Raw genomic sequence first — 26,822 nt, forward strand, 5'->3', positions numbered from 1 at the left:
AATTTCGTATCTTGTTAAATATATAATGCTATCAATGATACAAAAATTACCCTTTTTTGTAATTCTGTTTTTATTTAATACGTCTTTAAATGCGCAAACTCTTTGTGCCTTTGACGAACTACATTTAAGTAGATTGGCAAAAGACAGTCTTTATAAAAAACAGGTAGATCAAATGGAACAATCCATTTATCAATATACCGTATCTCTTAAAAACCAAAAAATATCAAATCGTGCCAAGGCAAATTATATTTTGCCTGTTGTAATACATCTCATTGTGCCACCAGGGACAAAAATAGGACAAGGAAATAATCTTACGGATTTGCAGGTAGAGCAAGGCTTAAGTTATCTTAATGAGGCATTTTCAAATTCGGGTGCATTCCAAGCAACAAATGGAGTGGATGTTGGTATCCAATTTTGTCTTGCGCGAAGAGATCCCAATGGGCAACCAACAAACGGTATTACCCGCAATGAAAGTAATCTCGTCAATGAACCTATGTGCAGTCCTGGTACCGATGCATCAAGTGATGGGCTTATTAAACAAATTGTAAATTGGGATTGTAGTCAATATATTAATATTTGGTTGGTTTCAGATTTGTTTAATGCAAATTTCGGATGTGGACTTGCGGGATATGCCTATTTTCCTGGTGCGCCTTGCACAGTGGATGGAATCGTTCAGGAAAGTCGCTACTGGAATTCTATTGGAGGCACTGGGGTGACAGCTCATGAACTTGGCCATTATTTTTCATTAAATCACACATTTAATGGTGGATGTACAAATGGCAATTGTTTATTCGATGGTGACCGGGTTTGCGATACCCCACCAGATAATTCAGCATCATTTGCTCCTTGCAATACAAATTCCTGTAATACAGATGCACCAGATCTGGCCGATGATAATACCAATTACATGGATTATTCTTCTTGCGGACCAGTTCACTTTACAGATGGACAAAGAGTGCGGATGATTGCTGCACTGGAAACAACAAGAAAATCTTTATTGCAGTCCATTGCTTGTGTACCTCCTGGTGATTTTGATGCTTCAGCATTAGGACTTTCAGTTGCAAAGGATTTATGTCAAGATACTTTATGTGCAAGCTTGCGTTTTCGAAATGAAGGTATTAAAAGCTTTAGTTTTGTATTTATTGATTATTCCATAGACGGGATTCCTCAAACTGGTTTTTTATGGAATGGTTTATTAAATCCAAATCAATCTGTAAGCATTCCAATACCCTGTATTCCAATGAATCCTGGTAAGCATCAGTTAGATGTTAGAATTGGCAATCCAGATAATCAATCTGATTTTTATTTATCCAATAATTCAATAAGTTTAATATTTGAATCCTATCCTGAATTAATCCTAACAATAGATAGTATTACGCCTACTCATTGTATTAGTGATGGAACCTTGACAGTGCATGCTTCAGGTGGAACGGCACCCTACATTTATAGTATTACAAAGCGGGCTTTTTCTCAAACAGATCCTTTTTTTCAATTGTTATTAAATGGAAATTATACCGTTAGCGTGCAAGACACTAATTTATGTCAAAGTTCCCTCAACCTAACCATTCCAGATAGCTGTAAAAGCATTGCAAATAAACGTTTTATCACCAATCGGGATGCCAGACAATTAGGCAATGATTGTTATTTATTAACCGAAGAACTAAATTATCAAACGGGATCTATATGGTATGAAGATAAAGTAAATCTCAATCAAAGTTTTGACATTTATTTTGATCTCAATCTTGGCTGTATTGATCGCAATGGCGCAGATGGTATTGCATTTGTATTTCAGCCTATCTCCACATCTATTGGAGTTTCAGGAGGCGGACTTGGTTATCAGGGTGTTTCGCCAAGTCTTGCAGTAGAATTTGATACCTGGGAAAATGGAAATAACACAGATCCTTTTTATGATCATATGTCTATTATGCGAAATGGGAATGTGGATCATCGATTGCCAGATAACCTTGCAGGCCCGGTGGGCATTTTTCCGGGAAATGGAAATGCAGAAGATTGTAAATTTCATAAAGCTTTAATCCGATGGAATGCAGTTAAAAAAACTATGGATGTTTATGTTGATTGTAATTTAAGATTAAGTTATACAGGAGATGTAGTGAAATCAATTTTTAATGGCGATCCAAATGTTTTTTTTGGATTTACTGCAGCAACAGGAGGTTCTATCAATGTTCAACAAGTTTGTCTCAATTATATTACAGGCATAAATAAGCTTCCGGACTATACCATTTGCGAAGGAGAATCCATTCAAATTTCCGGCAGTCCAAAATTTGAAAAATATCTTTGGTCTCCAATTATCGGAATTGATAAAGTAAATATTCAAAACCCAATTTTCAATCCAGATTCTACAACAAAATATTATGTCCAATATAAAGATTTTTGTGGATTTGATTATCGGGATTCATTAACCGTTTTTGTTAAAAAATTAAAGCTCAACTATGAACTTCGCTTATTAGATAGTTGTGGTTCTTTTTCTGGTGCTTTATTGCATATTCTGAGTGGGCCCACAGATACCGGTGTTTTGTATTCTATAGATGGTTCCAGATTTTCAGAACAAACTTATTTCGAAATACCATATTCTGGAAACTACACAATTTATAGCAAAATTGGAAATTGTATAATTCCACAGATCATTGAAATCGGTGAATTCAAGCATAAATTGAGGGATAGTATTTTATGGATTCAAGGTTTAAATTGTAAAGACTCCGGAAGAATCGTAATCACGGGACTCGATGGAATTCCACCTTATCAATATCGTATCAATGGAGGTATATGGAATTCGGAAGGGACGTTTAATGGATTAATTCCGGGACAATATACAATAGACATTAAAGATCAATCTCCGTGTGTGGTAAGTAAAACAATTCAGATCACAAATTTTATCAACAAGATCTCATTACAACAAGATTCTTTTAATTTAGAAATAAATTGTTGTAATCCAAATGCATTCATTCACGTACACGCAAGTGGATCGATACCATTTTATTATTATTCTTTAGATAATAATTCCTGGACAGCTTCGGGAATTTTTGATTCCATTTTACCTGGCAATCATTTAATTATTGCCAGAGATGAATTTGGATGTACTTCTGATTCCCTTTTTTTTACTGTAATGGATCATACTGCCAATTCAATAGATACGAACTACTACACAATTTGTAAAGGTGAATATATACAGATTGGTACCAAACAATATAGCCAAGCAGGTGTATATCAGGATTATTTTAAAAACAATTTTTGTTGTGACAGCCTTGTCATTACAAATCTGCTTGTGAACCCTGATTACAGTTTTCAAAACATTCAAGTAATTTGTCAGGGTGCAGAAATTTCAGTAGGAACCAATAAGTATAATCAGTCCGGGCAATATTTAGATACATTGCAAAGTATTCATTCTTGTGATAGTATTATTTATACACAATTAAGGGTAAATCCAGTAATTGAAACGAATTTGAATTCTCAAATTTGTGCCGGAGAAGAGCTCGAAGTTGGTATACACCGGTATAATCAATCCGGTTCTTATCATGATAGTTTACAAACCGTATTGGGATGTGACAGTATCATTCATACACAATTAGTCGTTCATCCCGTAATTGAGAAAAATTTAAATTATAAAATTTGCAGTGGCGAGGTAATTCAAATTGGAATACATAGATATCAGCAATCGGGAATCTATCATGATACTTTACAAACAATCTATGGGTGTGATAGCATTCTGCGTACGGAGTTACTTGTCAACCCAACTCATTTTGAGCAACAACAATACCTGATTTGCAAAGGAAAATCAGTTCTTGTTGGCGGTAAGAATTACAAACAAACAGGAGTATATATCGATAGCTTATCCAATCAATTTGGCTGTGACAGCATTATTCGCACACAGTTGTTTGTAGATACTGTTCGGAGTAGCTTGCAAATTGATTCTATCCTTTGTTTTGATAAAAAGGATGGTATTATTGAATTAAATGCTACATCTGGGATTGCTCCTTTTTTAGTTGCTTTGAACGATACTTCTAAATATAGCAATTTAAATCGATTTGAAAATCTGAAACCTGGAAGCTATATTTTGTACATTAAAGATTCATTGGGATGCGAAGAATCCATTCAAGTAATTTTATTGCAGGCTCCTGAATTAATGGCAGACCTTCCCATAGAAATTAAAATTACCTTAGGTGAAAAAATTTCTTTACAGCCTATACTTAATTTCATACCAACTACTGTTCAGTGGTTGCCCAACACAGGCTTAAGTTGTAATAATTGTTTGCAACCAAACGTGCAGACCTTGAAGGATATTGAATACGAGCTTATTATAACAAATGAAAAGGGCTGTGAAATTCGCGCGCGTGTAAAAATTTTAGTTGACAATCAGACAGATATTTATATTCCAAATGTGTTCTCACCAAATGGTGATCAGATAAATGATCAGGTAACGGTATTTGGAGGTGAGAGTATTCAGGAAGTTTCTGTGTTTAGATTGTTTGATCGTTGGGGAAATAAGGTATTTGAAAATCAGCATTTCCAAGTAAATGATCTCGCTGCAGGTTGGAATGGAACGATGCATGGTCAACGAATGAATCCTGCGGTATTTGTTTATTATGCCAAGGCTATTAGACTGGATGGCACAGAAGTGATAAAAATTGGTGATGTGACCTTGGTTAAATAAAAAATTCAAAGGCTTGATTCAGAATTCTGTTGAGGGTGTTTATTTTTGAGATTGAAAGGGGATTATAGGTTTAAACTTTACAGATTCATTTTAAGTAATTTCATTTTGTTTGCAAACAATTCAATTAAAGACTTATCTCGAGGCTCAAATAGAAAAATTTAATTCTATTTCATTTATTCCAAATGATCCGATTTCTATACCACATCAATTTCAGCTAAAGCAAGATATTGAAATTATCGGTTTTTGGATTGCAGTATTATCCTGGGGTAATCGCAAATCGATAATTCAAAGTGGTAGCAGACTCATAGCGTTCATGGAAGGAAGTCCTTATCAATTTATTTTACATCATCAGGAAAAGGATCGACAGCCATTTGAATCTTTTGTGCATCGGACATTTAATGGCGAGGATGCGTTTTATTTTTTAGAATTTTTTCAAAATTATTACCGCACGAATGCATCATTGGAAACTGCTTTTTCGAATGGCTTAAGCGTTGATGATCTGCATGTAGGAAAGGCATTGATTCATTTTAGGAAGGAATTTATTGCATATACAAATCCACCTAGAAGAACACTAAAACATATTTCAAGTCCGGAATCAAATTCCAGATGTAAGCGTCTGCTGATGTTTTTAAGATGGATGGTAAGAAAAGATAATAAAGGAGTTGATTTTGGAATCTGGGAAACTATTAAAACTGCACAATTATTAATGCCTTTAGACGTTCATGTGGAGAAAATTGCCAGAAAATTAGGAATGCTTCAACGGAAACAATCTGATTGGAAAGCTGTTTTGGAATTAAGTAGTCGTTGTACAGAATTGGACCCAAATGACCCGGTAAAATATGATTTTGCTTTATTTGGGTTAGGATTGTTGGAAAAGGAAGCATTTTCTTGAACTCAGGATATTAAACTAAGGCGATAAAATATTTCTCAGATTAATGTACGAATACTTTCGTAGAAAATTATATCTTTGTATAAATTTTTTAATTTATAAATTTTAGTAAAACAAAAATTCGTTTATTTATGCGTAAATTGCTCATTCTCTTATTATTAGCTTCATTTGTTGGCTCTGGTTATAGTCAGGCAACTAAAATGAAGAAGAAACCCCAGACGACTACCACAAAAGCAAAGTCAAGCAAACCTGATTATTCAAGTCTACCACCCGGAATTACGAAAGGCGCTTCCGTAGAAGGAATTACAGAATATTTTTTGCCCAATGGGCTCCAAATATTATTGTATCCTGATCAATCTAAACAAACAGTAACTGTAAATATTACTTATAAAGTTGGTTCCCGACATGAAGGATATGGAGAAACGGGTATGGCCCATTTATTGGAACATATGGTTTTTAAAGGCACCCCAAATCATCCAGATATTCCAAATGAACTTTCAAAGCATGGTGCCCGTCCGAATGGCACTACCTGGTATGACCGAACCAATTATTTTGAAACATTTGCAGCTACAGATGAAAATTTAAATTGGGCCTTAGATTTAGAATCTGATCGGATGGTTAATTCATTTATTGCAAAAAAACATTTGGATACAGAAATGTCTGTTGTACGAAATGAATTTGAAATGGGGGAAAATGATCCTACCGGAATTTTAATGGAGCGTGTTTTATCTACTGCTTATTTATGGCATAACTATGGTAAATCTACAATCGGCGCACGTGCTGATATAGAAAAAGTACCGATAGAAAGACTACAAGGTTTTTACAAAAAATATTATCAACCAGATAATGCCGTTTTAATGGTTGCTGGAAAAATAGATGAAAAGAAAACAATTTGGTTGGTGCATCAGTATTTTTCTAAAATTCCAAAACCAAAACGCGAATTAATTCCAACCTATACGGAAGAACCGACTCAGGATGGAGAGCGGAATGTTAATTTAAAAAGGGTAGGTGACGTACAAGCATTAGCCTGTATGTATCATATTCCACCGGGATCTCATCCAGATGCTGCAGCTGTGGATATACTTACAGATATTATGACTATTGAACCTTCCGGAAGATTGTATAAAGCACTCGTTGAAACTAAAAAAGCATCCAGCCAGTTTGGTTGGTGTGCAACATTAAAAGAACCAGGTTTTGTATATTTTGGTGCACAAGTGCGCAAAGAAAATTCTTTGGAAGAAGCCAGAACCATTATGCTTAAAACACTGGATGATATAACCACCAATCCACCAACCATTGAAGAAGTGAATAGAGCGCGAAATAAGCAAATTAAAGATTTTGAATTAGTATTAAGAAATACAGAATCTGTAGGTCGCGGCATTAGTGAATATATTGGTATGGGCGATTGGAGATTAGCTTTTATATATCGCGATAACATTCGAAAGGTCACACCGGAAGATGTGCAGCGTGTTGCCTTGACGTATTTTAAACCAGATAACAGAACGATTGGAATGTTCTTACCTGAAGCAAAACCAAATCGCGCAGAAATACCAAATGCACCAGATATTGCCGCTATGGTAAAATCTTATAAAGGAGACCCAATTGTGGCTCAAGGCGAAGAGTTTGAACCTTCACCATCTAATATTGAAAGCAGAACGCACCGTGGTCAGGAACCAAATTCTATAAAATATGCTTTCTTGCCAAAAGCTACGAAAGGCAATGTGGTGAATGCCAATATTACCTTGCGATTTGGAGATGAAAATAGTTTGAGAGGCAAAAACTCGATCAGCAATTTTACAGCTTCGATGTTGGATAGGGGAACAGCAACGAAATCCCGTCAGCAAATCAAAGATGAATTTGATAAATTAAAAGCACGTGTTGGATTTTATGGAGGAGGAAGTGCAGTCAATGTAAGTATACAAACGACGAAAGATAATTTACCAGCAGTTTTAGAATTAGTAAATGAAGTTTTGAAACAACCAGCATTTAATGAAAAGGAATTTGAAGAATTGAGAAATGAGGAATTAGCTGGTATTGAAGAGCAAAAGTCAGATCCTCAAGCATTAGTAAGTAATGCAATTAATCGCCATTTAAATCCATATCCAAAGGATGATGTACGTTATGTAAAAACGATTGAAGAAGAATTGCAAGCTATTAAAGACGCGAAATTGGAAGATTGCAAAAAATTTCACCAAGATTTTTATGGAGCAAACAGTGCTACCATTTCAGTTGTAGGAGATTTTGATGAAGCTCAAATTAAAACGATTGTCAGTAAGCAATTAGGAAACTGGAAAAGTATTACACCTTATAAACGAATGGCAGATAATTATGTAGCGGTTCCTTCGGTGAATGAAAATATTGAAACACCAGATAAAGCAAATGCTATGTTTTTGGCAGGCATGAATTTGAATTTACGCGATGATGATCCGGATTATCCAGCATTAATATTAGGTAATTATATTTTAGGTGGTGGCTTCTTAAATAGCCGTTTAGCAACCCGTATTCGTCAGAAAGAAGGGATTAGTTATGGTGTTGGATCCCAATTGTATGCGGATGCGCAAGATAAAAATGGTGGATTCATGATTTATGCAATTTATGCTCCTGAAAACAGAGATAAATTAGAAGTAGCTTATAAAGAAGAGTTAGAAAAAATGTTGAAAGATGGATTTACAGAACAAGAAATTAAAGATGCGAAATCGGGTTATCTGCAATCCAGAAAAGTGAGTCGTTCACAAGATAATGCACTTTCAGGAACCTTGAACTCCATGTTAAATATTGGTCGTACGATGAAGTTTACGGAAGACTTTGAATCCAAAGTTGAAAGTTTGACTTCAGATCAAATAAATGCAGCTTTAAGAAAACATATTGATATCAGTAAATTAAGTGTTTTTAAAGGAGGTGATTTTGCTAATAAATTGAAGAAACCATAATGCTCAATTTATTAAATTCTAAATTCTTCTAATAAGAAAAAAGAAGAACTTTAAATTAAATTAGAATGTTTTAAAAAAGGAGAAATAAATGAAAACATTTATTTCTCCTTTTTATTTTGTGCACACATTCTAGCAGATTGAACCATTCCATAAAGTGCAATTGCATTTTAGATTTTTACAGTATATGGCAAAGTACCCGTTTTAAAACACCATGATCTGGGTTTAATGTTTTACTGAATTCTACTTTAGAATAAATCCGTAATTTTTCCTAATACAAAAAAGTACAGGAACCAACATTTTAGGAATTGTAAATAAATAAAAGCTTACTCTTGTTTATCGATGCGAAGTTCCTGCACCAATAATTTGCCGCCTGAATTTTCTGCATATACATAGATTCTAAATTTTTTACCTGTAGTTGTTTCCAGGATTGCAATTGCAAAATTGGAATCTTCTGCTTTAGAACTCCCTTTATGCATTGGGGTCATAGATTTCGGTACATTTCGATCTAGAAATGCTTTTACAGCTTTTAAAGCTGCAGATTTTTCAAGGATTTCAATTTGATTGTCAAAGCAATATTCTATTTTTCTATCAAATAATTCTCCTAATACCGTCATATCTGTTTTTCGAATTGCTTCAAATACGGTGGATTTAGTTTGTGCCGACACAATTTGGCTAAGAAATACAATCAATATGATTTTTAAGTGGTTCATGTCTTTTTTATTTGAGACGTTAATATAGTGTCTGAAAGTTCCATTTCAGGCTTAAAATTAAGTTAATTCATTTATAAATTGTTATTTTAATTCAGTATAAATTATGACAGGGTAGCGAAGTAATGCTTCTAATGTATTCATTATTGCAAATTAAATAGCAACTTTGCGACCTTAAATTTGTTTTTTTATACAGTGTTTAAACGAAGTTTTTTAATTATTCTGGATGGATGGGGAATTGGTTCGAAGCCAGAATCTGATGCTATTGCGCAAGCGAATACTCCATTTTTTGATCATTTAATACAGAAATACCCTCATAGTACCTTGGTTACGCATGGTTTGAATGTAGGTTTGCCAGACGGTCAAATGGGGAATTCTGAAGTCGGACATTTAAATTTAGGTGCTGGGCGTATTGTTTATCAGGATTTGGCAAAAATTAATAAGTCAATCAGCGATAAACAATTTGAAAAAAATCCGGAACTGATAAATTTAGCAAGGTATTGCAATCAAAATCAGAAAGCCTGTCACTTGATAGGAATGCTTTCAGATGGCGGGGTTCATAGTCATATTTTGCATCTAAAAGCAATAATAGAAGCATTGGAAGTTCAAAATGTTCAAGAGATTTATATCCATGCAATATTAGATGGAAGAGATACAGATCCTCACAGTGGCTTTAATTTTTTAAAAGATTTAGAAAATTTCCTGATTGGAAGGAAAGCTATCATTTCCACGATCATCGGACGTTATTATGCAATGGATCGCGATCATCGTTGGGAACGCACCCAAAAAGCATATGAATTATATGTTCATGGGAAAGGACAACACGTAATTTCAGCGCTTGCTGCTATTGAAAAAAGTTATGCAGATAAAATTACCGATGAATTTGTAAATGCTTTTAAAATAGGCGATTTAGAGCAAGGATTAATTAAAGATGGGGATGCCGTTTTGTGTATTAATTTCAGAACAGACCGATTAAGACAGTTGACTCAAGTGTTAAGCCAAGAAGATCTTCCTCAATTTGGCATGAAAAAGAAAGCATTGTATTTCGTTACCATGGCGCGTTACGATAATTCATTTGATAACATACAAGTTTTGTTTGATAAAGAAGATCTGAGAAATACCTTAGGTGAAACATTGTCCAGATATGGAATGACGCAGTTGCGAATAGCAGAAACGGAGAAATATCCTCATGTAAGTTTTTTCTTTTCTGGTGGTAGAGAAAAAGCGTTCAGTGGAGAAAAGCGAATTTTAATTCCTTCTCCAAAAGTTGCCACTTATGATTTACAAGCAGAGATGAGCGCAGTGGAAGTTACCGATCACGTAATCCAGGAAATAGATGCCAGTTTGCCTGATTTTATTTGCCTTAATTATGCAAATGCAGATATGGTAGGACATACGGGTGTTTTTAATGCAGAATTAATAGCTGTAGAAACCGTTGATCGCTGTCTCGCTAGATTAATTCCTGTTGCATTAGCAAATGCCTATGCCTGTATTATTTTGGCAGATCATGGAAACGGAGAATATATGATAAATGAAGATGGTACGCCAAACACTGCGCATACAAAGAATCCGGTTCCTTGTATCCTGATTACAAATGCGAGTGATTTGAAAATAAATAATGGAATCCTTGCTGATATTGCTCCAACTATTCTAAAATTAATGGCTTTACCAATACCCGTAGAAATGGATGGCAATTCATTAATTATTAAATCTTAATTGTATTGCTTCATGATGATAGAAACGGATGTACTTATTAGACTAAAAAGTCAGCTTTCTGAGAATGGATTTTTAGATATTACAGTAGATCCTCAATTAGATTTATTTGAGGAAATACGCAAATTAAAAAAAGAAAAAAATGCGGTTGTTCTGGCGCATTATTATCAGGATCCAGATATTCAGGATATTGCCGATTTTGTTGGCGATAGCTTACAATTATCACAAGAAGCGGCTCGAACAAAAGCAGCTATGATTGCATTTGCCGGTGTCCATTTTATGGCAGAAACTGCAAAAATTTTATCGCCGCAAAAAAAAGTTGTGATTCCAGATTTGAAAGCTGGTTGTTCTTTATCCGATTCTTGTCCGCCAGCTCTATTTGCAAAATTTAAAGAAAAATATCCAGATCATATAGTAGTAAGTTATGTGAACTGTACAGCCGAAATAAAAACCTTAACAGATATTTGTTGCACGTCTTCAAATGCAGTTCATATTGTAAATAGTATTCCAAAAGATAAGGGAATTATATTTGCACCCGACAAAAATTTAGCAGCTTATGTGGAAAAAATAACGGGAAGATCCATGATAAAATGGGATGGAGCTTGTATGGTTCATGAAATATTTTCAAGAGAAAAAATTACCAAATTAAAGATTAAACATCCTGAAGCTAAAATTATAGCGCATCCAGAGTGTGAAGAACCTGTATTAGCTTTAGCAGATTACATTGGTTCCACGAGCGGATTATTGAAGTTCATTCAAACAGATCCAGCCCATTCATTTATTGTTGCAACAGAAAGTGGAATTCTTCATCAAATGCAATTAAAGTGCCCGGAAAAGACCTTTATTCCTGCGCCACCTAATAATTTATGTGCTTGCAACGAATGCCCTCATATGAAGCGAAACACCCTTGAAAAATTATACCTTTGCTTGAAATATGAGAGCCCTGAAATACACTTGTCAGAATATGTGATTAAAAATGCAAGGAAAAGCATAGACAAAATGTTGGAAATTTCAGCACAGGCAGGTTTATAATAGAATAATTCAGTTAAAATTTCGTTTTCCGTTAATAGATTCATTGGATGCAGTTTAAAATTTTAATTTATAGTTCACTTTTCTTGTTTTTGCCTTTGCTTTCAATGAGCCAAAAAGGTTTTGAGCTTGGAGCCTGGCTTGGTGCAGCGCATTATTTTGGGGATCTAAATAATTTATATCGTTTAAATGAACCAGGTGTAGCTGGAGGTTTAATTGGCAGGTATAATTATAATACCCGAGTATCTACCCGATTGCAATTAAATTATATGAGAATCCGTGGGAATGATTCTAAATCAAGTAATGCATTTGATCTGCGTAGGAATCTGAGTTTTTTTTCTGATATTATCGAAGTAGCTCCAAGTATGGAATTCAATTTTTTCACCTTAAAACATGGATCCAAAGACAATTATATAACACCCTACATGTATGCTGGTTTTAGTGTATTTTATTTTAGTCCGAAAACACATTATAATGGGGAGCTGATATCCCTTCGTACCTTAGGAACTGAAGGACAAATTCCGGGTCAGGAATATAATGAAATCAGTACTTCCTGGTTAATCGGAGGAGGTGTCAAAATGGATGTAAGTGCAAATTGGAGTATCAATGTTGATTTGGGATATCGGGCTGCCAGGACAGATTTTCTAGATGATGTAAGCGGCTTTTACCCAGATTATACGGAGTTAAGAGCTAATCGGGGCGATTTGGCAGTTGAATTATCAGACCGATCCATAGCCGGTACAGATCAATCTAAAATAGGAGTGTCTGGATCTCAAAGAGGAGATTCAAAAGAAAAAGATGCATTTGTAAGTTTTGGCATTAATCTATTGTATTATTTTGGTAGATTAAGGTGCCCAGAAATATCCACCCCCAGATATTAATTTGATCTTCGAAATGTCCTGTTTCGTAGAATTTTAAAAGTACCAACTGTATTCTTTTTACTTTAGCGTTCTCAATTTATTGACGATGTCAAATCTATTAACATTAAATCAGGTTGTAAAAGAGTACAATACCTTTAAGGCCGTAGATCAGGTAAGTTTTTCAGTGCCTGAATCTTGTATTGTAGGACTCTTAGGTCCTAATGGCGCTGGAAAAACTTCATTGATCCGAATTATTACTGGCATTACCCAGGCAGATTCTGGAAAAGTTTTATTGCACGGTGAAGATATTTATAAAATAAAAAATCCATCCATCGGATATATGCCCGAAGAACGGGGATTGTATAAGAAAATGAAAGTAGGAGAACAACTCATTTTCTTAACACGACTTCGGGGATTAAGTAAAACAGATGCAGAACGGAATGTAGTATTTTGGATGAAGAAATTCCAGATCGAATCTTGGTGGAATAAACGAGTAGATGAATTATCTAAGGGAATGTCGCAAAAAGTACAATTCATTGCAACTGTCAGTCACAATCCTAAATTAATCATATTGGATGAGCCGTTTTCTGGTTTGGATCCAATTAATACAAATCTAATTAAAGAAGAAATCATTCGCTTAAAAAATGAAGGTGCCAGTATTTTATTTTCTACACATCGAATGGAGCAAGTGGAAGAAATGTGTGAATATATTGTATTAATTAATAAAGGTAAAATTGTATTAAATGGTGAGGTTAATGAAGTAAGAAATGAATTTAAGGAACACTTATTTGAAGTTAAAACAGAGAATGAAGTTCCGGATGAAATCCATGAGCGATTTGAATTAATTGCAAAATCAAATAAGCATTATTTGATTAAAGTTAAAGACAATCAAAGTACAAATGAAGTATTAACCTGGTTAATTGATCATGAAGTAAGGATCGCTTCCTTTAGCGAATTATTGCCAACCTTTAGTGAGATATTTATTAAAACGGTAAATGAAACCAACCATGAATAAACTTGGACTTATAATTAGCAGAGAATATATTACGAAAGTAAAAAATAAGAATTTTATTATTACTACGTTGTTGACCCCACTTGGTTTCCTTGTGTTTTTTATAGTAATTGGAATTATTTTTAGTTATGAAGGATCAAAAACATACAGGATTGCTATTTCGGATAAGAGTGAAATGGATTTTAAGTTACCAGAAAATACTAAAAAATTTACGTTTGTTAAATCTTCAGATCCATTTGACAGTTTAAAAGCATTGTATTTACGGGGCGAATTGGATGGTATTTTAGTGCTGCCTAAATTTGCCGGAGTAGATGTAAAAGCTTATACCGTTTTTTATTATGCTGATAAGGCAATGGACATTGAAATAGAATCAAGTCTTGAAAATTTCTTAGAAGATGGGATTCGAAATTATAAGATCAACTTAATGTCCCTTCAAAAAGAACAATTAGATAAATTGCAAACGGATATTTCTATTGATCCGGAACCAGTTTCTGCTACAGAAAAGGACAGATCCGCATATACTAGTAAAATAGCAACTTTTTTAGGAGGTGCTATGGGTTATGTGATTTTCTTTATAATCTTTTTATATGGAGCTTCTGTAATGCGATCAGTAGCAGATGAAAAAGTAAATCGAATCGTTGAAGTGATCATATCATCTGCAAAACCTATTGATTTAATGTTGGGCAAAGTAATCGGAGTAGGGCTTGTTGGTTTAACACAAATTTTAATATGGGTGATCTTAATTCCGATAATTTACATTATTGGAATGTCAATAGCAGGTATTGATGTACAACAATTGCAAGAAGCAAGTCAGAGTATGAGTCAGCAACAACCTGTAGATGGAGAAGAATTAGCAAATGTTTTACGGGAACTTGGAAATTTGAATTGGTTAAAGATTGCCTTTTTATTTGTTTTTTATTTTATTGGTGGTTATTTTATTTATGCATCTATGTTTGCGGCAATTGGTGCTGCTGTAGGAGATGATATAAATGATGCACAATCTTTAACAATACTTGTAACCATACCCATCTTATTGGCGATGTATGTTATGTTTCAGGCGATTAGATTACCCGATAGTTCATTGGCTATTTTTTCATCTCTGTTTCCCCTGTTTAGTCCGATTGTTATGCCTGCCTTACTTGCTTTTGATCCACCCTGGTGGCAAATTATATGCTCCTTGATTCTATTATTTGCATTTAGTTATTTTATGATTTGGATGGCTGCAAGAATATATCGCACAGGAATTTTGATGTATGGAAAAAAGGCAAGTGTAAAGGAAATAGCAAAGTGGATTTGGAGAGGATAGGGTTTTTCTATTCAATTGTTTTGGGCATTAAGCTTTAGAATCTGAGCAGGTAAAATCTCATGGTATCAAGAGAATTTATGCTGATAATGGCTATAATAATTTTCTGTGTATAAAATTAAATTTGGAGTTAAAAGTTTATTAACAATACTATATATTTTTTAAAAAATATGAAATTAAGTGGATTTACATTTATGAGAAATACAAGTTCATTGTATTATCCGTTTTTAGAATCCATTCAATCTATTTTACCAATGGTAGATGAATTTGTAATTGCTATTGGTGATAATGCGCCTGGAGACCAAACAGAAAATTTGTTGCAAACACTACAATCCGATAAGATTAAGTTGATTCATACGATATGGGATTTAGAAAAATTTAAGAAGGGCACAGTATATGCACAACAAACGGATTTGGCAAAAGCCGCATGTACTGGAGACTGGTTGTTCTATTTACAATCAGATGAACTTATCCACGAACAGTATCATAAAACCCTAACGAACGTTTGTTTGCAATATCTTGAAGATCTGGAAACAGAGGGATTTCTATTTCGTTACAAGCATTTTTGGGGAGATTACGACCATTTCGTGGAATCCCATGCCTGGTATCCAGCGGAAATCCGGCTGATACGGAACGATCCCACGATTCATTCTTTTGGAGACGCTCAATCCTTTCGAAAATTCAAACATTTTGATGGATTGAATTACAGAGATAAAATCAACAGCAAACCTCTGAAAGTGCGCAGAATTGATGCCGAAGTATACCATTATGGTTGGGTGCGACCGCCTTCTATGATGCAACAGAAAACGGTCGTTATGGATGGAGCCTACCACGATTCTGAAGAAGTCAAACGCCGACATTTGAAGCGCTCTTTAGACTTTGATTACGGTAATATGAATGATTATTCTTTATTTAAGGGTACACATCCACACGTTATGAAAGACTTTATGAACCGTTTCAACTGGAAAGAACAATTACATTACGATAAGAATTATAAAGCTGGAAGACTCCCACTAAAACATGAAAAAATCAAATACAGAATATTGAGTTTTGTAGAAAAAAATATTTTAGGCGGTCGCCAAATATTTGGTTACCGGAATTGGAGCATTTTAGACTAAAATAGCAAGTATCAATACTTAATTTCTATCTCCGCTGTCAAGGGTCTTGACTGACAGGTTAAGATATAACCTTGTTCAATTTCTTCTGGTTCTAAAGCTAAGGAAACATCCATATGCACTTGACCTTTTATGAGTTTTGCAATACAAGTAGAGCATGCGCCACTGGAGCAGGAAAAAGGTGGATCTAATTTTGCATCCAGCAAACTATCCAATATTTTTTTATTACCAGGAATTTTTAACTCGTGCGTCTTTTGATTAAGATGCACTATAAGTGATACTGTTTCTAAATTTTGAATGGGTTTAATTGAAACAGAGGATGTGGGCGTAGTAAAATATTCTGCATGAATTGATTTCGCATCAATTTTTTTATTCAATAAGGAACTTTTTGCATTTTCTATAAATTCTCCCGGACCACAGAGGTAATAGTAAGAGCTTATATTTCTTGCTGGGAAGTGACCCAGGAATTTAGAAATTGATTGATCGTTTATCCTCCCTTTCCAGCCTGCCCATTTTTTATTTGCTTTTGAGAGAAATGGAAGGATAGAAGTTTTTAATTGCGATAAAGTATATTCTATAAATACTTGTCCTTCATATTTTAATTTTAAAGCTTCTAATTCCTTATGAAAGATAATATCTTCCTCATTTCGATTTCCATAGAAAAGTTGCAAGGTAGATTTTGGTTCAAATTCTAAAATGGATTGGATCATAGAATAGATCGGTGTAATTCCGCTACCCGCTGCAAAAAAATAGTAATTATGTCGTTTTTCAGGATCCGGATGCAAGCAAAAGTGACCTTCTGGCTTTGATATTTCAATGGAATCACCTTCTTTTAATTCATTAAAAATATAGTTTGAAACAATCCCCTGTTTTACTCTTTTTATAGTGATCTTCAAGTCGGATTCTTGAAATATAGAGGAAATAGAATAAGAACGTCTATATTCAGTATTATTAATATTTAATTTTAGTGTAAGGTGTTGACCCGGTATAAAATGTGGAAAATCATTCGGAAATTCAGAAGAATTGAATACTAAACTAACGGCATCTTTAGTTTCCTGAATTTTATTTTTTATTTTAATACTTGTGAATTGCATCGGAAATTTATTTCTAAACAATTATCTAACCTATTCAAACGCGATATTGTTTAAGAAATAAATAAATCTTCAATTACTTTTTGCTTAACAGATCGCGGATTTCCGTTAATAATTGTTCTTGACTCGGTGTTGCCGGAGCCGCCGGTTGGTCACGTTTAAAGCGATTGACGATTCTCACTATCCAAAACATGACAAATGCAATGATAATAAAATTAATTAGCGTAGACATGAATTTGCCATAATGGACCGCAGATTCAGCAGTTTCAATTTTACCATCGGGAGCATATATAGCGGGTGCTAGTACCCATTTTGCCTGAGCCATATCACCAATTTGAAATAACTGGCCCATCATAGGCATAAATACACCATCAACGAAAGCACCGGTTACGGTTGCAAACGCTGCGCCCATTACTAAACCTACTGCAATGTCAATAAGACTCCCTTGTATTGCAAATTTCTTGAATTCCTGTATCATAAATTAATATTTAAAGAAGCTTTTCAAAATCATCTTTAATTCAAATATAATGAAATTATGAAGCGGATAGTTCTCTTCTTATTTTGTTTAATGCAGAACCTTCTTGTACCCATTGAATTTGTTGCTGATTATAAGTATGTATTACTTCAAAATTTTCTTGAGTATGATCCGAGTGTTTCAGAATAACCGTAAATGTACTGGTTGGAGTCATATTCTGAAGACCTTGGATTTCAACAAGATCATCTTGACGAATTTTATCATAATCTTGAGGATTTAAAAATGTCAAAGCCAACATTCCTTGTTTTTTTAAATTGGTTTCGTGGATTCTGGCAAATGATTTTACGATCACTGCTTTTACACCCAAATATCTTGGCTCCATAGCTGCATGTTCCCGAGATGAACCTTCTCCGTAATTTTCTTCTCCAAATACCACAGTACCTATATTTTCTTTTTTGTAAAGTCTGGCAGAATCCGGAACTGCCATATATTCATTATTGGTTAAATTTAATACACGATTACTTTCTCCGTTATATGCATTCAAGGCACCAATAAAACAATTATTTGATATATTTTCTAGATGTCCTCTGAATTCAAGCCAGGGTCCGGCCATAGAGATATGATCGGTGGTACATTTTCCTTTGGCTTTAATCAGGATGCGCATTTCTTTTAATTCTGATTCTAGGATTGGCTCAAAAGGTGCTAATAATTGCAAGCGTTTACTTGTTGGATTTACAACAATCTGTACATTTTGCCCATCTGATGCGGGTGCTTGAAATCCTGCATCTTTCACTTCAAATCCAAAGACAGGAAGTTCAACGCCAATTGGTGGATCCAGTTTAACTAATTGACCCTCTTCATTTGTCAGATAATCTGTAATCGGGTTAAAGGTCAGGCTGCCAGCAATGGCTAATGCAGTCACAATTTCTGGAGATGCAACAAAAGCATGCGTACTTGAATTGCCATCATTCCGTTTAGAAAAATTTCGATTGAAAGAAGTGATAATTGAATTTTTTCGATTCGGGTCATCCATATGGCGTTTCCATTGACCAATACAGGGTCCGCAAGCATTCGCCAAGATGACACCACCCATTTTTTCAAACTGTTCTAATATAGCATCTCGTTCAACAGTATATCGGATAAGTTCAGAGCCTGGAGTAACGGTATATTCTGACTTCACTTTAAGTTTTTTACTTACAGCCTGCTGTGCTAGTGAAGCAGCTCTTGATAAATCTTCATAAGATGAATTGGTACAAGAGCCAATAAGTCCAACATCTAATTTTTCGGGATAATTATTTTCTCGTACAGCCTTTGCAAATTCAGACAATGGCCATGCTAAATCTGGTGTGTAGGGTCCGTTAATATGAGGTTCTAATGTATTTAAATCAATTTCGATGACCTGATCAAAATAATTTTCAGGATTTTCATAACATGCAGCATCTCCAGTAAGTTCCGTTGCGATCAAATCACATAAATCAGCAACTTCTTTTCTGCCAGTGCTTCGCAGATAACGACCCATAGATTCATCATAACCAAAGGTAGAAGTCGTTGCACCGATTTCAGCACCCATATTACAAATAGTCCCTTTTCCAGTGCAGGAAAGTGAACGGGCACCTTCACCAAAGTATTCTACTATAGCACCAGTACCACCTTTTACAGTTAAGATACCAGCTACTTTCAAAATGACATCTTTGGATGAGGTCCAACCAGATAATTTACCTTTCAAGTGAATTCCTATTAATTTAGGCATTTTTAGTTCCCAGGGCATTCCACTCATGACATCTACTGCATCTGCACCTCCAACGCCTATTGCAATCATTCCTAAGCCTCCTGCATTGGGAGTATGCGAATCTGTTCCGATCATCATTCCACCTGGAAATGCATAATTCTCTAAAACGATTTGATGGATAATTCCGGAACCAGGTTTCCAAAATCCAATGCCATATTTATTTGAAATAGATTCAAGAAATTTAAAAACTTCCTCATTTACAATATTCGAAGTTGCTAAATCATTACTTGCCCCATGTTCTGCAAGGATTAGGTGATCGCAATGAACAGTCGTTGGTACGGATGTTCTGGACTTGCCACAGGTCATAAATTGGAGTAAGGCCATTTGTGCAGTGGCATCTTGCATCGCTACCCGATCGGGTGCAAAAAAGACATAATCTTTACTGCGTTTGTATTCTTTTAGGCTGGATTCAGGATGTAAATGGGTATATAATATCTTTTCTGTTAGTGTTAGCGGTTTTCCAAGATTTTTGCGTATTTCCGCTACTTTTCTTGAAAAATTTGCATAATGTGTTTTTAACATTTCAATATCAAAAGGAATACTTGCCATAAACAAATTTATTTTTTAGGATTTTGCCGCAATATTAATTGATTCTTCAGAAACAACAAAGCAGAATTATTTGATCCAACAAGAAGATGCTTATTATTAGACACTTGAATGGCTTTAAGATCTTTTACATCATCTGGGAGGAAGATTCCGGATTCTTGAACAGATAAAGGTTTATAATTAAATGGATCCTTTGTTCCTTTTAAAAATAACCCAACAGAGGCATCCGCCCTTGTTGTTTCAATTTCTGAACCAAACTGATTTCCAACAATTACGATATCATTTTTTTGATCATTATCAAAATCATAACAAACGATACCCTGGATAGTTGAAAATTGTGCCTCCATGGGTAATGGAATTATTTCAAAATGTGATTTATTATTTTTTATAATTACACTTTCAAACAATTTAGCTTCATAATGCAATGCATTTTTAATTTCTTCTCCATAAATGTCACTTAAATTTGCATTTGCAAAAGAATTATAGTCTGGAAATTTTTTGGCAATTTCCGGCACTTGTTCGGATGAACATTGGCGGCCTCTGACAGGTACCATTTGCTTTCCGTTCAATTTAGCCAATACAATGTCATAGGTTCCATTTTGATCATAATCATCACAAAATATGTGAAATGGTTTTTCAGGACTCGCATGAAATTTATAGTTCAATCCTAAGTTTCCAACCATAAAGTCGAGATCACCATCTTTATCTAAATCTTCGGCAACAATTCGATTCCACCAACCTTCCGTGTTTTCAGTTCCGTATTTTTTTGCATCTGATTTAATTAATTTTGCATTTTGATTTTCAAAAACAGTAATGGGCATCCATTCCCCTACAACGATCAACTCGGGTTTTGAATCGCCATCCAATGGTGCCCATACAGCAGAGGTCACCATGCCACAATTTCTGAGGTCTTTTGCTTTTACATCTGTTACATCCGTAAAGCTTCCTTTTCCATTGTTTTCAAATAAATAGCTGACTGGAGCATATGGATATTTATCTGGTATTGTTCGACCTCCTCTGAATAAATCTAAGTCACCATCTTCATCATAATCTGAAAACGCAACACAAGAACCACTGGATGTTGTGATCGGTAATGCATTTACTGCTTTTTTAAAATTTCCTTTACCATCATTCAAATATATTCGATCCTGATAAATAGCATTTTTTTCAGCTGCTTCTGTGCCACCTGAAACAACATAAAGATCAAGGTCTTGATCCCCATCAATATCAGCAAATGCAGATCCCATATCTTCATAATCCCGATCCTCAATAAAATTTTGATTTACTTTTAGTTGAAATTTATTTTCTGTATTTTGAATATACAGTGCACTGGGTTGGCCATGAGCATTTCCGACATAAAAATCTTCGAGACCATCCCCATTTACATCGGCTACAGAAATAAATGGACCAATACGACTTAGTTGATGGGGCAATAATTGCTGAGAATGATAATCGTCGAATCTGTTTTCAGTATGAAAAAAAGGAGGAATAATGGATTCCTGGGTGGACTCCATAAATAGCGATGCAATGGGATTTGAAATCTCCTGTTTCGCTTTTGATTCTTGATATTTTATAGTAATCGTTTGATTTGTTTTTACATTTACTAAGAGGCTTTCTTTTTTGTCGTACCATATTATTTTAACACTATCTATGATGGTTTCTGTACCTAATCCAAAATGAAAGATAGGCTCGCAACTTGAAATATAACCCCGACTAACCCGTAATTGCTGATACTGCATTTGATCTTTATAATATAGGTATGCTTTTGCACCGTATGCAAATTTATTTTTCTCAGAACCCTCTGCTTTAATTCGCAAATAATTCAAATTTTTTGAACTTCGATTTTCATATAGAAATGCGGGATCATCAATATTATTTACGACAATATCCAGGTCACCATCATTGTCTAAATCTCCCATAGCTGCTCCATTTGAAAAACTAAGTTCTTCCATACCCCAATCTTTCATCACCTTTTTAAAACGAAGATTTTGTTGATTTTGAAAAACATAATTGACCAATTTTACTTCCGGTAATAATTCTAATCCTTTTTGAAAATTGTCGATTTTGTTTTTTTTCATGAATTCACCCAATTTTGGTTGGGCATCCCGATCATATACATCCCGTTTAAATCCATTGGTAACATATAGATCTTTCCAGCCATCATTATCCAAATCATAGATTAAAGCAGACCAGGACCAATCTGTTTTTTCTACACCAGCTAATTGGCTAATATCCGTAAAGAATCCATTGCCGTGATTATACTGTAAGATATTATGCATATACTGATTTGCAAAACCTTCGTTTTTAAGTTTTTCAAAAAATGCGGGTTGCATTTGTGGCATGGAAGTTTTAGATCGTTTGTAATCTTCCGGTCTCATTTCAACAACAAAAATTTCATCTTTCGCGTCATTATTTATATCACCAAAGTCACTGCCCATAGAAAAGAAGGAAACGTGATTGCAAACATCCTGAACACTTTGTCGGAATTTTCCATTTCCAAAATTTACATAAAAATAATCATGTTCTGCAAAATCATTCGCTACATAAATATCATCCCAACCATCATCATTTACATCTCCGGTACAAACACTTAAACCATAACCATAATTTGGATAAATACCAGCTTCTTTACTGACATCTGTAAATGTAAAGTCGCCATTATTCCGATATAATTTGTCGGTTGTTTTAAGGTCTATAATATTTTCTAATTGTTTCTGTTTTACCTCTATTATTTCATCATCACTAATGGGCCATTTGTTTGGACGATTGCTTACATATAAATCTAAATCACCATCATTGTCGTAATCAAAAAATGAACTAGCTATAGAAAATCCAGGATCATCGATTTTATAATAACGGGCTTCTTCTTTAAATTGTAAATTCTTTTGATTTACAAATAATAAATTTGAATTTAGATTTGGATCATCTATAAATCCACCTCTGGTAATATAAATATCCAGATAACCATCCTGGTTTATATCTACAAAAGTGATTCCGTTTTTCCATCCTCCAAAAGCAGCAATTCCAGACGACTCTGAAATATCTTCAAACCTTAGATTGCCTTTGTTCAAATACAGTTTATCAGGTACCTGGTTTCCAACAAAATAGAGATCTTGTAAACCATCATTATTAATATCGCCGATACCTACACCAGCACCATTATACATATAATTGAATTTAAAAGCATTCAATTCCTTGGTTTCTGTCAGTTTATTGTTAAACTGAACACCTGTTTCCTGGGGTGTTTTTAGAGAAAATAATTTTCCAGGTAGGTTTATGGTATTGTCATTTTTGCAACTTGTAAAATACATTCCTACAAGTCCAAAAAGCATCCATTGGAAATCGCTATTTCTTAAAATTTTAATATTCATTTGTTATTTTTGAAAAAAACGAGCGCAGAATTATTTGCACTTGCGAGAAAATGTATTTGATTATTACTTCGAATAGATTTTATATCTTTAATATCATTGGGTATAAAAATACCAGATTGCAATACTGGAATAACTGAAAACATAGCCTTGCTTTTTGTGCCTTTTAAAAATAAGCCAATGGAAGCATCCGCTCTGGTGGTTTCTATTTCAGCCTGAAATAAGTTACCACCAAGAACCAGGTCTAATATACCATCCTGATCAAAATCTTCGATTGCAATTCCTTGTATTGTTGAAAATTGAGCTTCCAGTGGTAAGGGTATAATTTCAAAACTTGTACCATTGTTTTTCAGAATTATACTCTCAAACAATTTAGCTTCATAATGAAGCGATGTTTTTAAACCTTCTCCATAAATATCATGGACACTTGCATTTGCATAAGAATTATAACTGGGAAAATTTTTTGCAATCGAAGGAACTTGTTCAGAAGAACATTGGCGTCCTCGTATGGGGACCATTTGTCCGCCATTATATTTTGCTAATACAATATCAAAAGTTCCGTTTTTATCAAAATCATCACAATATATTTGAAATGGTTTTTCTACACTTGCATGGAATTTGTAATTCATTCCTAAGTTACCTAAAACAAAATCGAGATCACCATCCTGGTCCAGATCTGCAGTAACAATTCGATTCCACCAACCTTCTGTATTGTTTAAACCATATTTATCTTGTTTGACTTTCGTAAGCGCGCCTCCACTATTTTCAAAAATTGTAATCGGCATCCATTCTCCTACTATAATTAACTCGGGATTTTTATCTCCATTTAAGGAAGCCCAAACTGCAGAAGTTACCATTCCAATTTTTCTTAAGCCGGAGGCTTTTTGATCGGTGACATCCGTAAAAATACCCTTTCCGTTATTTTCTAATAAATAGGAATCAGGCGCATATGGATATTGATCTGGAATACAACGACCGCCTCTGAATAAATCTATATCTCCATCACCATCGATATCTGCTGCAATTACACAGGATCCACTCGAGCTTATTTTTGGTAGTGATTTTTCAGATTTAGAAAAAGTTCCTTTACCATCATTAAGATAAAGTCGATCTTGATAAATTGGATGTTCTTTTGAAAATTCTGTTCCACCGGAAACAACATACAAATCCAGGTCGCCATCTCCTTCTGCATCAAAGAAGCACGAACCGTAATCCTTGTATTTTATATCCGTTTCAAAGGCTGAATTTTTTACAGGTGTAAATGTGTTTTCATTTGTTTGAATATAAACCTGACCTGCTTGATTATGTGCTTTCCCAATATAAAAGTCTTCTTTTCCATCACGATTTATATCGGCAACGGAAATATGTGGACCCGTTTTGCTTAAAGAATGCGGAAGTAATTTTTGGTTATAATAATCATCAAAATTATTTTCGCGATGAAAAAATGGAGGAATTATTGTCTTTTCAGTTTGTTCTTCAAATTGAGGATTTATTTTAGGTTTTGGATTTGAATTTACGTTTGAATTTATATAACGAATGGTCAACAGCTGATTAGCTTTTGTGTTTTTTATTTGCTGAACCTTTCCATCTGTCCATTCAACTTCTATAAGATCAACTTGTGTAATATCATCCAGTCCAAAATGTACAAAGGGTTCGCAAGAAGAAAGATAGCCTCTAAAGGTTTTGAATTGCTGATATTGAATTTTGTCGCCAGTATGAATCGTCACTTTAGCTCCGATGCCTGTTCGATTTGTTTCAGGGCCATCCAGTTTTATCCGTAAATAATTTTTATGTTCATTCAAATTATTTCGATATACAAAAGCCGGGTCATTAATATTATTTACAACCAAATCTAAATCTCCATCATTATCCAAATCTCCAAATGCTGCTCCGTTTGAAAAACTAGTTTGATCCATACCCCATTCTTTCATCATTTTTTTAAAATGCAGGCTTTTATTATTTTGAAAAATGTAATTCACTAATTTTACAGAGGGTAAATATTTAAGTGCATCTTCAAGATGATGTACATAGTTATCGCTTTTCTTCAAAATACTATCCATTGTAATATTTCCATCACGGTCATATACATCTCGGAGATACCCATTGGTTACATAGATATCTTTAAAACCATCATTATCTAAATCAAAAATTAAAGCTGCCCACGACCAATCCGTTTTTTCAATTCCTGCCATTTGTGCAATGTCAGAAAAGAAGCCATTTCCGTGATTATATTGTAAAACATTATGCATGTATTGATCTGCAAATCCGCGATTTCGAAGGTCATAAAAAAATTCCGGTTGCATTGGTGGCATAGCAGTTTTGGAGCGCTTATAATCTTCCGGACGCATTTCAACAACGAATATTTCTTCTAAGCCATCATTATTGATATCTCCAAAATCCGCACCCATCGCATAATAAGGTACATGATTGCAAACATCTTTTGCACTTTCTCGAAACGTACCATTGCCCATATTAATGTAGAAGTAATCATTTTCAATAAAGTCATTGGCAACATATAAATCCTGAGTACCATCTTTATTAATATCTCCTGCAATGGCAGCTAAACCGTATGCATAACTTGGATAAATGCCTGCTTCTTTGGATACATCAATAAATTTAATGCCATCATTGCGATATAAATGATGAGAAGTCAATGGATCAATTTTTGTTTTTTGTAATTCTTTTGCTTTAACTAATTCTTCTGTATTGATACCCCAATGGTCAGGGCGATTTGTAAGGTATAAGTCTAAATCATTGTCATTATCATAATCAAAAAAAGTTGCCGCTATACTATACCCTGGATCATCTATACCATAAATTGCTGCTTCTTCTTTAAATGTTAGATTTTTTTGATTTACCAAAAGTAAATTTCGATTTTTAACAGGATCATTTTTAAAACCACCGCGTGTAATATAAATATCCTGATATCCATCATTATTGATATCAACTATTGTAATTCCACTTCTCCAGCCTTCATTTTTTGCGATGCCAGCGTTTTCAGAAATGTCTTCAAATGTTAAGTTTCCTTTATTAAGATACAATTTATCTGGAACCTGATTTCCAACGAAATAGACATCTTGTAATCCATCATTATTGAAATCGGCAATCCCGGTACCAGCGCCATTGTAAATATAATTAAAATTGTATATGTATTCTTCCTGGGTTTCGGTGATCTGATTAGCAAAATCAATGCCCGTTTCCTTAGGCATTAAAAGGCTAAATAGGGGTCCTTCCAATTTTTGATCAGACCTTTTTTTGCAGGCCATATTACAACAAAACAGGAATCCAATACAGCTTAAAGTGCTGATTATTAGATTTTTTTTCAT

At 34.4% G+C, this 26,822-nt stretch carries 15 protein-coding genes; 9 read left to right on the forward strand and 6 right to left on the reverse strand.

Going from position 1 to position 26,822, the window contains the following annotated elements:
* Nucleotides 1–34: 34 nt before the first annotated feature.
* The 3 genes from IPO86_04755 (at nucleotide 35) to IPO86_04765 (ending at nucleotide 8,488) form a co-directional block, all read left to right on the forward strand.
* A complete protein-coding gene (locus IPO86_04755) occupies nucleotides 35–4,669 on the forward strand; it encodes a gliding motility-associated C-terminal domain-containing protein (GenBank protein MBK9727413.1) in 4,635 nt (1,544 codons plus the stop codon).
* Nucleotides 4,670–4,778: 109 nt separating this feature from the next.
* Complete coding sequence (locus IPO86_04760; GenBank protein ID MBK9727414.1) at nucleotides 4,779–5,561, forward strand: TIGR02757 family protein; 783 nt, start codon at nucleotides 4,779–4,781, stop codon at nucleotides 5,559–5,561.
* Nucleotides 5,562–5,689: 128 nt separating this feature from the next.
* Nucleotides 5,690–8,488: an insulinase family protein gene (locus IPO86_04765; GenBank protein MBK9727415.1), complete on the forward strand. Its 2,799-nt coding sequence runs from the start codon at nucleotides 5,690–5,692 to the stop codon at nucleotides 8,486–8,488.
* A 323-nt stretch (nucleotides 8,489–8,811) separates the two neighbouring features.
* Here IPO86_04765 and IPO86_04770 read toward each other — a convergent pair whose 3' ends face one another.
* The gene (locus tag IPO86_04770; GenBank protein ID MBK9727416.1) at nucleotides 8,812–9,198 is read right to left on the reverse strand and encodes a DUF4783 domain-containing protein; all 387 of its coding nucleotides are present in this window, start codon (nucleotides 9,196–9,198) and stop codon (nucleotides 8,812–8,814) included.
* A 192-nt stretch (nucleotides 9,199–9,390) separates the two neighbouring features.
* On the opposite strand from IPO86_04770, the gene IPO86_04775 reads away from it, so the two are divergent.
* From IPO86_04775 to IPO86_04800, 6 genes are all read left to right on the forward strand, one after another.
* The gene (locus tag IPO86_04775) at nucleotides 9,391–10,911 is read left to right on the forward strand and encodes a 2,3-bisphosphoglycerate-independent phosphoglycerate mutase (protein MBK9727417.1); all 1,521 of its coding nucleotides are present in this window, start codon (nucleotides 9,391–9,393) and stop codon (nucleotides 10,909–10,911) included.
* 15 nt (nucleotides 10,912–10,926) lie between these two features.
* Nucleotides 10,927–11,940: a quinolinate synthase NadA gene (nadA, locus tag IPO86_04780; GenBank protein ID MBK9727418.1), complete on the forward strand. Its 1,014-nt coding sequence runs from the start codon at nucleotides 10,927–10,929 to the stop codon at nucleotides 11,938–11,940.
* A gap of 47 nt (nucleotides 11,941–11,987) precedes the next feature.
* Entirely contained in the window at nucleotides 11,988–12,818 is an 831-nt protein-coding gene (locus tag IPO86_04785; protein ID MBK9727419.1) for an outer membrane beta-barrel protein, read from the forward strand.
* Between the two features lie 85 nt (nucleotides 12,819–12,903).
* The gene (locus IPO86_04790; protein MBK9727420.1) at nucleotides 12,904–13,812 is read left to right on the forward strand and encodes an ATP-binding cassette domain-containing protein; all 909 of its coding nucleotides are present in this window, start codon (nucleotides 12,904–12,906) and stop codon (nucleotides 13,810–13,812) included.
* A complete protein-coding gene (locus IPO86_04795) occupies nucleotides 13,805–15,115 on the forward strand; it encodes an ABC transporter permease (protein ID MBK9727421.1) in 1,311 nt (436 codons plus the stop codon). Before IPO86_04790 ends, IPO86_04795 begins: the two co-directional genes overlap by 8 nt.
* Before the next feature lie 167 nt (nucleotides 15,116–15,282).
* Nucleotides 15,283–16,230: a hypothetical protein gene (locus tag IPO86_04800; protein ID MBK9727422.1), complete on the forward strand. Its 948-nt coding sequence runs from the start codon at nucleotides 15,283–15,285 to the stop codon at nucleotides 16,228–16,230.
* Nucleotides 16,231–16,241: 11 nt separating this feature from the next.
* Here the strand turns inward: IPO86_04800 and IPO86_04805 are convergent, their stop codons facing one another.
* The 5 genes from IPO86_04805 to IPO86_04825 all read right to left on the reverse strand — a co-directional run bounded on the left by IPO86_04805 (nucleotide 16,242) and on the right by IPO86_04825 (nucleotide 26,822).
* Nucleotides 16,242–17,321 (reverse strand): ferredoxin--NADP reductase, encoded by a 1,080-nt coding sequence (locus tag IPO86_04805; GenBank protein ID MBK9727423.1) that lies wholly within the window; start codon nucleotides 17,319–17,321, stop codon nucleotides 16,242–16,244.
* Between the two features lie 73 nt (nucleotides 17,322–17,394).
* Nucleotides 17,395–17,796, reverse strand: coding sequence for a large conductance mechanosensitive channel protein MscL (mscL, locus tag IPO86_04810; GenBank protein MBK9727424.1), 402 nt, complete (start codon nucleotides 17,794–17,796; stop codon nucleotides 17,395–17,397).
* A gap of 55 nt (nucleotides 17,797–17,851) precedes the next feature.
* The gene (locus tag IPO86_04815) at nucleotides 17,852–20,122 is read right to left on the reverse strand and encodes an aconitate hydratase (protein ID MBK9727425.1); all 2,271 of its coding nucleotides are present in this window, start codon (nucleotides 20,120–20,122) and stop codon (nucleotides 17,852–17,854) included.
* A 17-nt stretch (nucleotides 20,123–20,139) separates the two neighbouring features.
* Complete coding sequence (locus tag IPO86_04820) at nucleotides 20,140–23,499, reverse strand: VCBS repeat-containing protein (protein ID MBK9727426.1); 3,360 nt, start codon at nucleotides 23,497–23,499, stop codon at nucleotides 20,140–20,142.
* Nucleotides 23,496–26,822, reverse strand: coding sequence for a VCBS repeat-containing protein (locus tag IPO86_04825; GenBank protein MBK9727427.1), 3,327 nt, complete (start codon nucleotides 26,820–26,822; stop codon nucleotides 23,496–23,498). The genes IPO86_04820 and IPO86_04825 overlap by 4 nt, the downstream gene beginning before the upstream one ends.

Source organism: Saprospiraceae bacterium, assembly GCA_016717265.1.
Taxonomy (GTDB): Bacteria; Bacteroidota; Bacteroidia; order Chitinophagales; family Saprospiraceae; genus Vicinibacter.